Origin of the sequence: Luteimonas chenhongjianii (assembly GCF_002327105.1) — a bacterium.
Taxonomy (GTDB): domain Bacteria; phylum Pseudomonadota; class Gammaproteobacteria; order Xanthomonadales; family Xanthomonadaceae; genus Luteimonas; species Luteimonas chenhongjianii.
The window spans coordinates 2,393,484-2,408,034 of sequence record NZ_CP023406.1; the positions used below are offsets into that span (position 1 = coordinate 2,393,484).

General features: G+C 69.8%; 12 protein-coding genes. 1 reads left to right on the forward strand and 11 read right to left on the reverse strand.

Features of this window, described 5'->3' with window-relative positions; translation table 11 throughout:
• Positions 1 to 21 precede the first annotated feature (21 nt).
• Positions 22 to 1,584: a protein adenylyltransferase SelO gene (locus CNR27_RS10890; protein WP_096300579.1), complete on the reverse strand. Its 1,563-nt coding sequence runs from the start codon at positions 1,582 to 1,584 to the stop codon at positions 22 to 24.
• A 20-nt stretch (positions 1,585 to 1,604) separates the two neighbouring features.
• Positions 1,605 to 2,279, reverse strand: a complete 675-nt coding sequence (locus tag CNR27_RS10895) for a glutathione S-transferase (RefSeq protein WP_096298705.1) — start codon at positions 2,277 to 2,279, stop codon at positions 1,605 to 1,607.
• 203 nt (positions 2,280 to 2,482) lie between these two features.
• Here CNR27_RS10895 and CNR27_RS10900 point away from each other — a divergent pair, with 203 nt between their 5' ends.
• Complete coding sequence (locus CNR27_RS10900) at positions 2,483 to 4,336, forward strand: DEAD/DEAH box helicase (RefSeq protein WP_096298707.1); 1,854 nt, start codon at positions 2,483 to 2,485, stop codon at positions 4,334 to 4,336.
• 526 nt (positions 4,337 to 4,862) lie between these two features.
• Here the strand turns inward: CNR27_RS10900 and CNR27_RS10905 are convergent.
• The 9 genes from CNR27_RS10905 to CNR27_RS10945 form a co-directional block, all read right to left on the reverse strand.
• Positions 4,863 to 5,084 (reverse strand): hypothetical protein, encoded by a 222-nt coding sequence (locus CNR27_RS10905; RefSeq protein WP_096298709.1) that lies wholly within the window; start codon positions 5,082 to 5,084, stop codon positions 4,863 to 4,865.
• Positions 5,081 to 5,830 carry a sulfurtransferase gene (locus CNR27_RS10910; protein WP_096298711.1) on the reverse strand — a complete coding sequence of 250 codons (750 nt, stop codon included), beginning with the start codon at positions 5,828 to 5,830 and terminating at the stop codon, positions 5,081 to 5,083. The genes CNR27_RS10905 and CNR27_RS10910 overlap by 4 nt, the downstream gene beginning before the upstream one ends.
• Positions 5,831 to 5,884: 54 nt before the next feature.
• Positions 5,885 to 7,444, reverse strand: coding sequence for a leucyl aminopeptidase (locus CNR27_RS10915; RefSeq protein WP_096298713.1), 1,560 nt, complete (start codon positions 7,442 to 7,444; stop codon positions 5,885 to 5,887).
• A 460-nt stretch (positions 7,445 to 7,904) separates the two neighbouring features.
• A complete protein-coding gene (locus tag CNR27_RS10920) occupies positions 7,905 to 8,270 on the reverse strand; it encodes a DUF6164 family protein (protein WP_096298715.1) in 366 nt (121 codons plus the stop codon).
• A 41-nt stretch (positions 8,271 to 8,311) separates the two neighbouring features.
• Positions 8,312 to 8,938 (reverse strand): HD domain-containing protein, encoded by a 627-nt coding sequence (locus tag CNR27_RS10925; RefSeq protein WP_096300581.1) that lies wholly within the window; start codon positions 8,936 to 8,938, stop codon positions 8,312 to 8,314.
• A 5-nt stretch (positions 8,939 to 8,943) separates the two neighbouring features.
• The gene (locus CNR27_RS10930) at positions 8,944 to 9,405 is read right to left on the reverse strand and encodes a DMT family transporter (protein WP_096298717.1); all 462 of its coding nucleotides are present in this window, start codon (positions 9,403 to 9,405) and stop codon (positions 8,944 to 8,946) included.
• Between the two features lie 357 nt (positions 9,406 to 9,762).
• Positions 9,763 to 12,144: a phosphoketolase family protein gene (locus CNR27_RS10935; RefSeq protein WP_096298718.1), complete on the reverse strand. Its 2,382-nt coding sequence runs from the start codon at positions 12,142 to 12,144 to the stop codon at positions 9,763 to 9,765.
• A gap of 406 nt (positions 12,145 to 12,550) precedes the next feature.
• Positions 12,551 to 13,756 carry an acetate/propionate family kinase gene (locus tag CNR27_RS10940; RefSeq protein ID WP_096298720.1) on the reverse strand — a complete coding sequence of 402 codons (1,206 nt, stop codon included), beginning with the start codon at positions 13,754 to 13,756 and terminating at the stop codon, positions 12,551 to 12,553.
• A gap of 10 nt (positions 13,757 to 13,766) precedes the next feature.
• Positions 13,767 to 14,519 carry an SDR family NAD(P)-dependent oxidoreductase gene (locus CNR27_RS10945; RefSeq protein ID WP_096298722.1) on the reverse strand — a complete coding sequence of 251 codons (753 nt, stop codon included), beginning with the start codon at positions 14,517 to 14,519 and terminating at the stop codon, positions 13,767 to 13,769.
• Between the last annotated feature and the right edge of the window lie 32 nt (positions 14,520 to 14,551).

Here is a 14,551-nt window from a genome sequence, read left to right on the forward strand (position 1 = left end):
CCTGCGGCGGAACGCGACTTGTCACGAACTACACGACAGCATCGAACAGCCGGCCTTCGTGCGCGCCCAGTCCGGACGCCTGGCGGCAAACGCCTCACGACCCGGCTGCTCGTCGTAGGGGCGGCGCATGACATCGAGCAGTTCCGCGATGGCGTCGGGGTCGCCGGCCTCCGCCCGGTCGATCGCCTGTTGGGCAAGATAGTTGCGCAGCACGAACTTCGGATTGGCGGCGTGCATCCGCGCGCGCCTGTCGGCGGCCGGCTCGCCGGTCTCGCGCAGCCGCGCCGCGTACTGCTGCAGCCACGCCTCCAGCCGCGTGCGGACTTCGTCGCGCGCAGCCTCGTCGTAGAACGCGTCGGCGACGACATCGAGCGAGGGCGCCTGCGGATCCAGATCGGCGAGCCCACGGAAGAACAGGGTCATGTCGACTTCGCCCGCCTGCAGCAGCCCCTGCAGCGCACGCATCGCATCGCCGTCGCTGTCGCGGAAGTCCGGCAGGCCGAGTTTGGCGGCGGTGGTCTCGCGCTCGAGCCGCGCGTAGGTCTCGGCATAGGCATCCAGTCCGGCCTGTAGGGGCGCGACGTCGTCGAACAGCGGCGACAACGCCTGCGCAAGCCGCCCCAGGTTCCAATGCGCGACCCGTGGCTGCCAGCCGAAGCGGTAGCGGCGACCCTGCGCATCGGTGGTATTGGGAGTCCAGTCGGGATCGTAGTTGTCCACCCAGCCGTAGGGGCCGTAATCGATGGTGAGCCCGAGAATCGACATGTTGTCGGTGTTCATGACGCCGTGGACGAAGCCCACCCGCATCCAGCCGGCAATCATCTCCGCGGTCCGCGTGCAGACTTCGGTAAACCACGCGCCGTACAGCGCCTCGCCGTCACCTTCGAGATGGGGGAAATCGCGCGCGATCGTGAAGTCCGCGAGCGCGCGCAGCAGATCGATGTCGCCGCGCGAGGCCGGCAGCTCGAAATGGCCGAAGCGGATGAACGAGGGCGCGACCCGGCACACGATCGCGCCGGGCTCGGGCGCGGCATTGCCGTCGTAGAACATGTCGCGCACGACCGCATCGCCGGTTGCCACCAGCGACAGCGCACGCGTGGTCGGAATGCCGAGATGGTGCATGGCCTCGCTGCACAGGAACTCGCGCACCGACGAGCGCAGCACCGCGCGTCCGTCGGCCCTGCGCGAGTACGGCGTCGGACCGGCACCCTTAAGCTGCAGCTCCCAGCGCCGCCCGTCGTCCGCCACGCCTTCTCCGAGCGTGATCGCGCGACCATCGCCAAGCTGACCCGCCCAGTGCCCGAACTGGTGGCCGCCGTAGTTGGACGCGAACGGCATCATGCCCGGGGCCAGCGCATTGCCGCCGAAGACCTCGGCGAACATGGGTGAGGCGACCGTCTCGGCGTCGAAGCCGAGCGCGCGCGTCATTTCCGCCGAGTGCGCGAGCAGGCGCGGGCGCGCGACCGGCGTGGGCAGCACCGGCGACCACGCCGCGCCCTCCACCTGCCGGCGCCGGCTGCCGGATTCCGTATCGCCGGGCAGCGCGTGCACGAAGCGGTTGTCGAAGCGCAGCCCGTGGGCCAGCGCAGCGGATGCCGGGCCGCTCACCGGCCCAGCTCGAACGGCCCGCCGGCCTCGACCGCGCGCAGGTATGCGGGGCGTGCGTGGATCCGCTCGACGAACCGGCGGATGTTCGGACCGACCAGGTCCGGAGCGCGTGCGACGGCCGCTTCCAGGGGAAAGCTCATCTGGATGTCGGCCGCGGTGAAGCGGTCGCTCGCGAACCACTGGTAGGCGCCGAGCTCGCGATCGATGTACTGGAGGTGGGTCTGCAGTTGCGGGGCGATGAAGGTCTGCGTGACCTTGTCGGCGATGCCGCGGGCAACCGGCTTCACGAAGAACGGCATCGACGCGCTGCGCAGGCGGGAAAACACCAGCCACAGCAGCAGCGGCGGCATCGCCGAGCCTTCCGCGCAATGCAGCCACTGCCGGTAGCGCAGACGTTCGTCTTCGTCCTCCGGGCCCGGCGAAATCGCGTGTTCCGTATCGAAGCGCTCGATCAGGGCCTCGATGATCGCGCCGGATTCGACCAGGCGGCGCCCTTCCAGCTCGACGATCGGCGCCTTGCCGAGCGGATGCACGTCGCGCAGCTCCCGGGGCGCAAGCATCGTCTTCGGGTCACGCGCGTAGCGGACGACCTGGTAGGGCTGGCCAAGCTCTTCGAGCAACCACAGCACACGCTGCGAACGCGAGTTTTCCAGATGGTGGACGCGGATCATGAGGGGGGTTTCCGGAGCGACCTTTTGCACATGGGGACGCGGCCGCACGAACCGAAGGGTCGCGCCGCTTCGCCCACAGGGACGTGAACGGCAGCCATCGCGGTCGCGTGACGGCGCCGTGATCGAATCCTTCGCCAACCCGTCCGGTTTAGACTATGCGGTTCCCCGCCCGGCCCTGCGCCGGCGCTATGAGAGACCGCACTATGAGCGCCGAGTCGCCCATCACGCCCGACGAATCCCCCAAGTTCACCGACCTCAACCTGCCTGAGCCGCTGCTGCGCGCGCTTGCCGCGGTCGGCTACGAATCACCCTCCCCGATCCAGGCCGCGACGATCCCGCCGCTGCTGGCCGGCCGCGACGTGCTGGGCCAGGCCCAGACCGGCACCGGCAAGACCGCCGCGTTCGCGTTGCCGGTCCTGGCCCGCATCGATCCCGCGCAGCGCAAGCCCCAGGCGCTGGTGCTGGCGCCGACCCGCGAACTTGCGATCCAGGTGGCCGAGGCCTTCCACAAGTACGCGGCGTTCATGCCCGGCTTCCAGGTGCTGCCGATCTACGGCGGCCAGGGCTATGCCCAGCAGCTCAGCGCGCTCAAGCGCGGCGTGCAGGTGATCGTCGGCACGCCGGGACGCGTGATCGACCATCTCGAGCGCGGCTCGCTGGACCTGTCCGAACTGCGCGCGCTGGTGCTCGACGAAGCCGACGAGATGCTGCGCATGGGCTTCATCGACGACGTCGAGGCCGTGCTGAAGAAGACGCCCGAATCGCGCCAGGTCGCGCTGTTCTCGGCGACGATGCCGCAGCAGATCCGCCGCATCGCCCAGACCTACCTCAAGGATCCGGTCGAGATCGCGATCAAGTCGACGACGACGACCGCGGCCAACATCCGCCAGCGCTACTGGATGGTCAGCGGCGTCAACAAGCTCGACGCCCTGACGCGGATCCTCGAGGCGGAGCCCTTCGACGCGATGATCATCTTCGCCCGCACCAAGCTGGGGACCGAGGAACTGGCACAGAAGCTGGCGGCGCGCGGGCTGTCGGCTGCGGCAATCAATGGCGACCTGGACCAGAAGCAGCGCGAGCGTGCGATCCAGAACCTCAAGGACGGCCGTCTCGACGTGCTGGTGGCGACCGACGTGGCCGCCCGCGGCCTGGACGTCGACCGCATCAGCCACGTGCTCAATTACGACATTCCATACGACACCGAGAGCTACGTGCACCGCATCGGCCGCACCGGCCGCGCGGGTCGCAGTGGCGAGGCCATCCTGTTCGTCGCCCCGCGCGAACGCGGCATGCTCGGCGCCATCGAGCGCGCCACGCGGCAGAAGATCGAGCAGATGCAGCTGCCCAGCGTCGAGACGGTCAATGAAGCGCGCGTCGCCAAGTTCCTCGAGAAGATCACGACCGCGCTGGAAAGCAGCGACCTGGGCATCTTCCGCGACTTGATCGAACGCTACGAGCGCGAACACAACGTGCCCGCGGCCGAGATCGCGGCCGCACTGGCCAAGGTGGTCCAGGGCAGCACGCCCCTGCTGCTCGAGCCGCCGCGCAAGCCGGAAAAGCCGGCATTCGAGCGCGAGTACGTCGAACGTCCGGGTGGCCGCGAAGCGTCGCGTTCGGCGCGCGAGCCGCGTGAGCCGCGTGAGCCCCGCGAACCGCGCGCACCGCGTCCGGACACCGGCCCGCGCGACCCGGACGTCGGCATGGAAACCTTCCGCATCGAGGTCGGCTACGTGCACGGCGTGCAGCCGGGCAACATCGTCGGCGCGATCGCCAACGAAGCCGACCTGGAGAGCAAGTTCATCGGCCGCATCGACATCCGCGACGACTACAGCCTGGTCGACCTGCCCGAAGGCATGCCCAAGGAGCTGCTCGAGCACCTGAAGAAGGTCCGCGTCGGCGGCCAGCCGATCCGCATCCGCCGTGCCGAAGACGCCGACATGACCGCCGCGCCGCCGCGTGCCAAGCGCCCGTTCGGCGCCAAGCCGCCGGGGAACAGGCCGGGGGGCTTCAAGCCGGGTGGCCCGCGCAAGGGACCGCCGCGTCGCGACCCGCGCTGAGCGAGTAAGCGGTAAGCGGTAAGCGGTAAGCGATAAGCGAATCTTCGAATCCGGCGGGGCGGATGCCCTGCCGGTCGCTGCGGCAGGGCGCGGGCCGGCCGCAGCATATGCGTCCGAGGACCCGTAGCGCGGTCTCCGGCACAGTCGAGTCGCATCCACCGTCGCGGCGCATGCCGCGACCCGGATGCATCGGCAGCGGCGCAGCTTCAAGAGCTGCACCTTCGGCGTCCTGCACGCCAGCGAATCGACGCGACACGCGATCAGGCAACCTGCGCGGCCGCCTCACCTGCTACCTCACTTGAACGCCAGCCCGGCGCGCGACCGCGCGTTGCCGGGGCCGATCATGCCCGGCAGCCCGGTGCATGTGGGAGCGCCCTCGACTGGCCCTCATGCCCGCAGCGGGAATGTCCTGCGATCAGCGTCCTGCCCGTGCAGCTCCGACGACTGCGGCAGAGCCGCTTCACGGCAATGCACGCGTGGCCGGACCATTTCCCGCGGCGTCGCCGTGTGCGCCTGGCCGCCGGGATCAGGGCAGGCCGAGTTCCGGCAGCGCGATGTCGGGCACCCGCACATCGGGCCCCAGCACATGGAACAGCTCGCCCAGGGTCGGCCAGCCGAAATACGGGGCCAGCCACCAGTAGGCCGCGATGACGATCAGCACCGTCACGATCAGGCGCAGCACCACGCCGGCCACCTTGAAGGCCAGCCAGATGCCGAGGATCACCAGCACGAAGCCGAGCCAGCTCATGCGGCGACGCCATCCTGCAGCGGACGCAACTGGGGATCGAGTGCCACGCGCGCGTCGAACACGAAACAGCGGCCGTCGTAGCCGAAACCACCCACCTGCTCGAAATAGCCCAGGATGCCGCCATCGAGCTGGAGCACGTTGTCCATGCCGTCGGCGCGCATCCACAGCGCCGCCTTCTCGCAGCGGATGCCACCCGTGCAGAAGCTGACCACGGTCGCGTCGCGCAGTGCCTCGCGGTGCGGCGCCAGCGCGTCGGGCAGCTCGGTGAAATTGTCGATCGGCAGGGTCAGCGCGCCCTCGAACGTGCCATGAGCGAATTCCTCGCGATTGCGCGTATCGAGCAGCACGAGTCGCCGGCCGGCATCGTCGTGGCCCTGGGCGATCCAGCGTGCCAGCACCGCAGGCGCGACCTCGGGCGCCCGCGCGGGCGCGGTGAGCGGCATGGCTTCAGGCTTGCGGAAGCTGATGATCTCGGGTTTGACCTTGACCTTCAGGCGGCCGAAGGGCTGCACCGCACTACCGCTGAGCTTGGCCTGCAGCGTCGCGAAGCGGACATCGGCGCGCAGCGCGGCGAGCAACGCGTCGATCGCCTCCGGCGCTCCGGCCAGGAACAGGTTCACGCCTTCCGGCGCGACGAGCACGGTCCCCAGCAGGCCGCCTTCCACGGCGAGACCGTGCAGCCACGCGGCGACGTTGTCGGGATCGTCGATCGCGACGAAGTGATAGGCGGCGAGGTTCTGGATCATGGCGCCATTGTAAGGTCGGGATCGCCGCAGCGATCCGCGACCCCGCAGCGGTCGTCAGCGCTCGTGGTTGTCGCGGACGAAACGGTCGAAGAGGCGCACGCCGTAACCCGAAGCCCCCATCGGAACCGTCGATACCTCGCTGCCGTCGCGCCAGGCCATGCCGGCGATGTCCAGGTGTGCCCAGGCACGGCCGGCATCGACCCACTCGCCGATGAAGTGCGCCGCGGTGCCCGAGCCCGGACGCCCGCCGCCATTGCGCAGATCCGCGATCGGCGACTCCAGCATCTTGCCGTAGCCCGGATGCATCGGCATGCGCCACACCGGCTCACCGGCCGCCTCGCCTGCGCGCTGCAGCTGCGTGGCCAGCGCGTCGTCGCGGGTGAAGAGGCCGGCATAGTCGTTGCCCAGTGCGGTGACGATAGCGCCGGTCAGCGTGGCGATGTCGACGATCACGGTCGGGTTGTCCTGGCGCTGCACGTACCAGAGTGCATCGACGAGGACCATGCGGCCCTCGGCGTCGGTGCTCATGATCTCGTAGGTGCGGCCGGAGGCGGTGCGCACCACGTCGCCCGGGCGCGAGGCGGTAGACGACGGCATGTTCTCGGCCAGCGCCGCGACCGCGACCGCGTTGACCCGCGCGCCACGGCCGGCAAGCGCGAGCACGGCGCCCGTGGCGCTCGCCGCGCCGGCCATGTCGTACTTCATCCGCCACATGTTCTCGCTGCCCTTGATCGAAAGGCCGCCCGAATCGAAGGTGATGCCCTTGCCGACGAAGGCCACCGGCGCCTCGCCGCGCGCGCCACCGTTGTAGCGGACGAGCATCAGGCGCGGCGGCCGCACACTGCCCTGGCCGACGGCCAAGAGGCTGCCCATCCCCAGGCGCTCCATCGCGGGCACGTCCAGCACTTCGATGCTGACGTTCGGCTTGCCCGCGAACGCAGCGCGCGTACGCGCGACGAATTCCTCCGGATACAGCGCGTTCGCCGGCTCGGTCACCAGGTCGCGCGCGAACGCGACGCCTTCGGCGACCGCCTGCCAGTCGCCATCCCAGCTGCGTGCCGCCGCGGCGCCTTCCGGGCTGCGCACGACCAGGCTGCCCTGCCCCGCCGGCGAATCCTCGCGCTGCTTGCGGTAGGTATCGAAGCGGTACTGACCCAGCGTGGCGCCGAAAGCCAGCTGCGCCGCGGCGCCGGGCTCATTTCCGTCCCAGACCACGTCGACCTGGGGCGCGCGGCTGCGCGCCGCAAAACGCCCGACATGGCCGCCCACCTGTTCGATGCGTTGTGCATCGGCGGGGCCGCTGCCGGCACCCACCAGGAGTATGTGGTCGTACCCGGCCATGCCGGGCAGCTCGAGCCGGCTGCCAAGCTTTCCGCTGAAGCCTGCCGACGCCGCCGCGCGGGTCAGTGCGCCGTTGCTGGCGGCATCGAGCCGGGCGAATGTACCCGCGCGAGACGCGCCCTCGGCCACTTCCTCCACCGCCAGCACGAGGGTGCCGGTGGCCGGTGCGCCATGCGCATCGAAGCGGACGTCACGCTGCGCAGCGGCTGGCAGGGAAAAGGTGGCGATCAGGCTGGCGAGCAGCAGGGGCTTGAGCGGGCGGAACGAACGCATGGCAACTCCAGACAACGGCGGGACGTGCCCCGGGGCGGGCACTGGCAACCCGCGACCATAACAACGCCTGCGCGCGCGCGGGCCTGCCGGAGGTCATGGCGGTGGAAGGTCAACCATTCGCTGCGCCTCCCCGGCGGGCGCAGACATCGGTGACTCGCGGCGAGGCGCGTTCCGTCCACGGCTGCGCGAAACTGGCCGCCGCTCGTGCGCGGCGTGCGCGGCGCGAGGTAGCTGCCCTTCGGGCGCGAACGCAGCAGCAGAGCCAGCTCCCGGGCATCGCCCATCCCCGTTTACTCAGGTGTCCGCGAGCGGGCGGCTGAGATCGGAACGCAGAGCGCCGGCTTCGTCCGGGCTGTCGCGGATTGGTCGCGGTCATCAAGGACCGGCGCGCGCGATCGATAAGCGCGGCTGCGAGACCGCGGATCTGCGCAGCAGACGCAACGCGGACCGCCAGGGCGTCTCAGCGCGAGAGCATGTAACCGGGAACCGCCATCAGCCCGATCAGGAAGATGATCGCCAGCACGATCATGACCAGGCGCACCGGATCGGCGCGCGCGATATCGGCAAACGTCTCCGTGGTGCCCTCACGCTCGGCACGTTCGCGCGCTTCGCGTGCCCGCGCCTGGCGACCGCGCTGGTAGTCCGCCATCAGGCGCTTGGCCTCGGCGAAATCCTCGTTGTTGCGCAGCCAGATGCCGCCATGCGAGATGCCGAACGGGCTGGGTCTGGTCTGGTACCACTCCATGCCGGCGGCATCGAGGAAGTCGCGCACGTCGGCGGCTTCATCCTCGGGAACGTAACGCAGATTGAGCAGCAGCTTGGCCATGTGGCGATGATAACGCGGGGCCGCGCGGCCCAGCCCTGTGTTCAACGCTTGGTGGTCACCGCGCGTCGCAGGTTGTGGCGGGCCTGGGCGTCGAAACGCGCATGGAACCCGTCGTCGAGGAAGATCCGTTCGCGGGCCAGCAGGCCCTTGAGGAAGCGGCGACGGCCCAGCGCATACGTCCAGCGCGGCACATGCCGGTATTCGGCGGCGATGCCGCGGTCGTAGGCATCGAACGCCGCGGGCGACGCGCCAAGAATGGCCATGTCGCAATCGAGGAACCGGCGGGTGTCGTCGCCGCGGGGATCGCGGGGAAAATCATCGGCGACGAGCTGGCCATGCCGCGCCGTCAGCTCGATGAGCTCGGCCACGCGTGGAATGTCGATCCCCGCATCCGGCAGCCAGCGCGCGATCTCCGCGGCGGCCATCGCCGCCGAGCGCGCCTCGTTGTCATCCCGGCGCGCGTCGTAGATGGCGTCGTGGAACAGCATCGCCAGATAGACCTCGCGCGGCTGCGCCCAGCCGGGGCCCTCGGCCACCTCGTCGTAGAGACGCAGCAGCGCTTCGATGTGATCGAGCGAATGGTAGGCACGCGGCGGATTCCCATAGGCGTCGACCAATGCCGCATCCAGGGGCTCGGGCAGTACGAGCGGCGAGCGCGCCGGGACCAGTGCACTCACGCCGTGCCCCACGGACGCACCACGAGCAGGGCACCAACGCAGACCAGCGCCGCGCCTGCGAGGCGCACCGCATCGACGGGCCGCGGCGTCGACAGCACGCCGAGGTGGTCGACCACGAGCGAGCCTACGACCTGGCCGAACACGATCAGGCAGATCAGCGAAGCCGCGCCCAGGCGCGGCACGAGGAGGGTGCCGCAGAACACGAAGACCGCGCCGATGATTCCGCCAAGCCACAGCCCGGGCGGCAATGCCGCCAGCTCGCGGCACGACGGCCAGGGCGTGCGCGCCACCACCAGGACCATCGCCAGTGCCAGCGTGCCCACCGCGAACGACACGAAGGACGCGAACAGTGGGCCTGCAGTGAGGGCGCCGAGCCTCGCATTGAGCAGCGCCTGCAGCGGCAGCACCATGCCGACGATGGCAGCCAGTGCCGCGCTGCCCAGCAGCCAGAGGTTCATCGCGGTCTCCCGCCAGACAAGAAGAAGCCAAGTCTAACGCCGGGCGAAAACGCACTCGCCGCCAGTCTGGAGCTGCACGCTGGGCGGCCTTCAAGCGTCCGGCGCCGCCATATCAACAGCGCCTGTGACCTCGATACCGCCCTGCACCACGCGGTGCGCTCGCCTACCCGGCTCAGCGTCCACTGCATGTTCCAGCTGACACGGATGCCCCGCGGCGATCCGATCTCAGGCGGATCTCGGCCGCGGTCGCACGAGCCCAGCCAATGACGTGCGCCGCGCCGTGGCCGACGCCAGCGGCAGCGGCAGCGGCAGCGGCAGCGGCAGCGAAATCCATGCTCGCGCGGCGGTGGTTTTCGCTCAGCCAGCGTCGGGTTCACGCAGGTCGGCGGGGTTGCCGACGCCGTCGATGGCCCGCAACGCGGCCTCGCCGAGTACCGACTCGCGCGACCAGCCGGCCAGCGACGCCGCCGCATCCACCGCGTGCGCCCAGGTGCAGCGGTTGGCGAAAAGCATGCCAGGCACATCGAGCGTGCCACCGCGGCTGATGTAGCCCAGCGCGGTCATCCTGGCCGGCCCCTCGTCGATACGGCGCAGCACGCCGAGCATGGGTTCGGGCCGGGTGTGGCTCATCAGCACGCGCGGCAGCCCCGGCGGAAACAGCGCCTGCAGCGCGGCGTCGTCGAGCACGAACCCGGCCTCGATCGCATCGCGCGGCGCGCGCAGCCGGCCCGGTTCCAGCACCACGGTCACGCAGGCACGGCGACCGTGCGCGGCCAGATGCGCATGGGCCTTCATCGCTTCGTCCAGCTGGTAGGCGCCGATCGCGACCAGTTGCACCTCGGCATTGAGCGGGCTGCCGATGGCGACTGCCGCGCCGCGTGCGACGGCCATCTGCGCCGCATCTGCGGCGAAGTGCTGGACCACGTCGCGCTTGGACACCACCACGCACGCCACCTCGCCGCGGCCGCCGTAGATCGCGCGCAGGCCCGCGGTGGCGGTATTGCCGTCGACCGGAAACAGCACCCGCGCGGTGTCCGACATCTCGCCCAGCAGTGCCTCGCCGATCGTGGGGTCCTGGTGGGATTGCTCGTTCTTGGAGTTCTCCCAGGTATGCGACGTGACCACGAGCGGCACCGATATCCAGCCCGGCGACTGCCCCAGCTCGCGCTGGCGCCGCGCGAACACCACCTCCTGGCGCAGCAGGCCCAGCATCTTCATCGCGAACGCCTCGTAGCTGACGATGAGGTTCAGCCCGCCCTTGTTGCCGAGCGCGGCCGCGGCGACCGCTTCCTCGTTGAGCGCGGTGATCACTGCCCCATGCAACGACTCCGCCACCCCCGGCTCCGGGACGTTGACCCGGTGCTTGAGCCGCGCAAGTGTGCCGCCCATCTTGTTGCTGGCCAGTTCGTCCGGGTTGCCCACGCGTACGCGCAGGCCCGGGTTGGCCTCCACGAGCGCCACGAACCAGTGATCGATCGAGACCATCGCACTCCCGATGGCGCGCGGCGTCTCCCATTGCGGCTCGGGCAGCAGCGGCGCCGGCGGTCGACGATGCGCCATGGCATGGGCACTTTCGGGTGGCCGATGCTGGCGCCGATGCACGGACAGGGTGTCGAGTGCCGCGTCCAGCTCGGCGGGCGCGACATGCAGCGCCTGCGCGCCTGCATTGAATGCCGCGCGTGCGTGCGCATCCGCGTGCGGATTGCTGGACAGCGGCAGGTTGTGCGCGGCATTGGTGCCCGCACCAGGGAATCCGAAGCCCTTTTCGGTCTCGGCTATGACATAGGGCAGCGGGGCCGGATAGCGACGCTCGGGCTGCTCGGCGAATGCCTGCAGCGCGGCCTCGGCCTCGATGATCGCGCAGGCGATGGCCGCCGGATCATGTCCATCGACGATGACCGGCGCGAAATCGTTATGACGCAGGTCCTCCGACAGCCAGGTCGCGCCGCCCTCCTGCACGATCTGGGTGCGCTGCTCGATGCGCCGGCCGTTGAGGATCATCACCGGCACGGCCATCCCGCAGTCCTCGGCACGCCACCATCGCGGCGCCCAGTCCGAGCCACGCTGCTCTTCGAACGCACCATCGCTGAGGAAGGCCACCAGCCGTTCGCCCGGCAGCGGCATGTGCACGTACTGCAGTGCGGCGAAGCCCAGGTAGCCCCCTTCCGATACCGCGCCCGCCGTATTGGGGCCGGCGTGACTGCCCACGGGCACCGCGGACCGGCCGTCGGCGCCGATGGCGTAGGAGTAGAAGTCGCAGATCAGCCTGGCCAGCCCCGCCTCGCTGCGGTCGTAGCGCCCACGTTGCGTCGCCGAAACGTCGCCGGTGAGGGCATTCACCGCCTCGATCGCGGCGACGCAGTGGCCCTGCCCCATCAGCCACCCGCGCGTGGTCGAGGTCAACGCATTCGCCAGCAGGTAACCGACGAACGCCGGCACCATGTTCAACGCACCGCCGGTGTGGCCTTCGGGCACCGGCTTGAAGTCGATCGCCTCGAGCGGTGCGCCGGACAGGTCGATCCGACGTGCATACGTCATGTGCGCAACGACGTTCATCGCCACGCAGGCCACCCGGTCCGCCGCCGCCAACAACGCCCGGGCCGAGGCGAGGTCCTCGATGCGGCCTGCGGCATGCAGCCGTATCAGCAGCCGTTCGACGCGTTCGATGGTCTCGGGGCGATGCACGATGGGGCCGTGGCCGTCGTGCCAGCTCGGTTGCAGGGGGGCGTTCGAGACCATCGGGAATCCTCCAGGGGAACGTTCGATCCGAATTGCGGTTTGCGAACCGGCCGCGGGCTGTCCCGATCCGGCGTCTCGCCATGCGCGCCAGGCGCACGGTTGCCGGTCAGTCAGCCACGCAGCCTGTAGGACGTCCTCCGGCGGCGCTGCGGACTGCAGGGTGCGGCGCTGCCCTCTTGGACATGCTGCGCGCGCGGACCGTGCCGGAGCGCGAAGGAACCCGCCGCAATCGCATCGCTATGACCGGGCCGGTGAGAGACCTGTGCGCGGGCGGGCGGCCCTCCGCCCGGAACGCGCGCCGAGCCGCCCCCGGCCGAGTCCGGGAGTTCATACACCGGCGCACCCGCCGTTCGCCCGGCACGTCTGCTGCCGGATACAGACAACAGGGGCGGCGGCGTGCTCGCTTTCATCCCGTTACCAGTCGCCGCGCATGGCTCGCGGCAATCCATTCTTCGTTGGTCGGCTCGACGCCGACGATGACCGCGCTGGATGGCGCCGAGATCGTGGTCGCATCGGCTGCATTGGCCACGGGGTCCAGCGCCACCCCCAGAAATGCCAGGCCATCGCAGACCCGCTTCCGGATCTCCGCGCTGTGCTCGCCGACGCCCGCGGTGAACACCAGCAGGTCGAGCCCGCCGAGCACCGCCACCTGCGCGCCGATCTCGCGGACGATGCGCCGCACGTACAGCGCCAGCGCATCGCGCGCACGCGATGCTTCCGGCTCGTCCCCTGCCTCCAGCGGCAGCAGCACGCGCGGCTCCGACGAGATGCCCGACACACCCAGCAGTCCGGACTGGTGGTAGAGCACATGCGCCACCTCCTGGAGCGAGAGCTTCTCGATCTCCATCATGTAGAGCAGCGCCCCCGGGTCCAGCACGCCGGTGCGCGTGCCCATCATCAGCCCGTCGAGTGCGGAGAAGCCCATGGTTGTCGCCACGCTCCGCAGCTCGCGCATGCCGCACAGGCTCGCGCCGCTGCCGAGATGGGCGACGATGGTGCGGCCGCGCGCGAGCGCGCCGTGGCGCTCGGGCAATGCGACCGTCATGTAGGCGTACGACAGGCCGTGGAAGCCGTATCGACGCAGGCCGCGGTCCCAGGCCGCATACGGCAGGGGCAACTGTCTCTCCACCTTGTCGAGGGTGTGGTGGAACGCGGTGTCGAAACACGCAACCTGCGGAATATCGGGGCGCTCGCGCAGCAGGATCTCCACCGCTTCCAGCGCGAAGGGCTGGTGCAGCGGCGCGAGCGGCACATAGGAAATCAGATCCGCGAGCACCGCCGCGTCCACCCTGATCGGCGCTGCATATTTCACCCCGCCATGCACCACGCGATGCGCCACGGTGACGATGCGCCGGCCTTCGAGACGGACGGTAAGACGCTCGCTGATGATCTGCAGCGCCGCGCGATGGGGGTCGCTTGCGTCCAGCGTGACCGCGAACGGGGGCACGTCGGTTTCACCGAAATCCGGCGTCGAGCCGCCGATGCCCTGGACCTTGCCATTCCAGGCCGGTACGCGCGCCGGTGGTCCCTCGCCGGCTTCGAACACGGCGAACTTGATGCTCGACGAGCCGCAGTTCAGCACGAGAATCAGGTCGGATCCGTGTCCGCTCATCGTCGTCGGCTCAACGTGCCGTGTAACCGCCATCGGCGAGCACCGCGCTGCCGGTCATGAAACTGGCGCCCTCGGACAACAGGAAGGCCACCGCGTGCGCGATCTCGTCGGGGGCGCCGAGCCGGCCGATCGGATGCTGACCGACCAGCGCGTCGCGCGTTTCCGGATCCAGCCCATCGAGAATCGCTGTATCGACGTAGCCCGGATGGATGGAATTGATGCGGATGCCCTGCGCCGAATACGCCAGCGCCGCCGAACGCGTCAGGCCGGTCACCCCGTGTTTCGCCGCGACGTAGGCCGGTGCATTGGCATCGCCCACTACCCCGAGGATCGACGACATGTTGACGATCGCCCCGCCGCCCGCTTCAAGGATCGCCGGCACCTGGTATCGCATGCCGTACATCACACCGCTCAGGTTGATGTCGATGACCCGGCGCCAGTCTTCGGGCGACAGTTCGCCTACCGGGGCGAGCGTGCCGCCGATGCCGGCGTTGTTGAAGGCGAAATGCAGCCCGCCATAGGTCTGCGTAGCGCATTGCACCGCGGCTTCCAGATCGGCTTCGCGCGAGACGTCGGCGACGTTGGCGACCGCCCTGCCCCCTGCGGCTTCGATCTGCGCCACGACCCGCGCCACCGGCTCGGGGCTCACGTCCGAAGCGACGACAGCGAGACCATTGGCAGCGAGCAGACGGGCCGTGGCCGCACCGATGCCGGACCCCGCGCCGGTGACCAGAACCACGTCGCCTGAAAATGTGTATTGCATGGGAAGCTCCTGTGTCGGGAAACGATGGCGCG

Bases quoted from the DNA above. Each gene is read 5' to 3' on its own strand.
- CNR27_RS10895 (WP_096298705.1), bottom strand. From the start codon at position 2,279: ATGATCCGCGTCCACCATCTGGAAAACTCGCGTTCGCAGCGTGTGCTG.
- CNR27_RS10900 (WP_096298707.1), top strand. From the start codon at position 2,483: ATGAGCGCCGAGTCGCCCATCACGCCCGACGAATCCCCCAAGTTCACC.
- CNR27_RS10905 (WP_096298709.1), bottom strand. From the start codon at position 5,084: ATGAGCTGGCTCGGCTTCGTGCTGGTGATCCTCGGCATCTGGCTGGCC.
- CNR27_RS10910 (WP_096298711.1), bottom strand. From the start codon at position 5,830: ATGATCCAGAACCTCGCCGCCTATCACTTCGTCGCGATCGACGATCCC.
- CNR27_RS10915 (WP_096298713.1), bottom strand. From the start codon at position 7,444: ATGCGTTCGTTCCGCCCGCTCAAGCCCCTGCTGCTCGCCAGCCTGATC.
- CNR27_RS10920 (WP_096298715.1), bottom strand. From the start codon at position 8,270: ATGGCCAAGCTGCTGCTCAATCTGCGTTACGTTCCCGAGGATGAAGCC.
- CNR27_RS10930 (WP_096298717.1), bottom strand. From the start codon at position 9,405: ATGAACCTCTGGCTGCTGGGCAGCGCGGCACTGGCTGCCATCGTCGGC.
- CNR27_RS10935 (WP_096298718.1), bottom strand. From the start codon at position 12,144: ATGGTCTCGAACGCCCCCCTGCAACCGAGCTGGCACGACGGCCACGGC.
- CNR27_RS10940 (WP_096298720.1), bottom strand. From the start codon at position 13,756: ATGAGCGGACACGGATCCGACCTGATTCTCGTGCTGAACTGCGGCTCG.
- CNR27_RS10945 (WP_096298722.1), bottom strand. From the start codon at position 14,519: ATGCAATACACATTTTCAGGCGACGTGGTTCTGGTCACCGGCGCGGGG.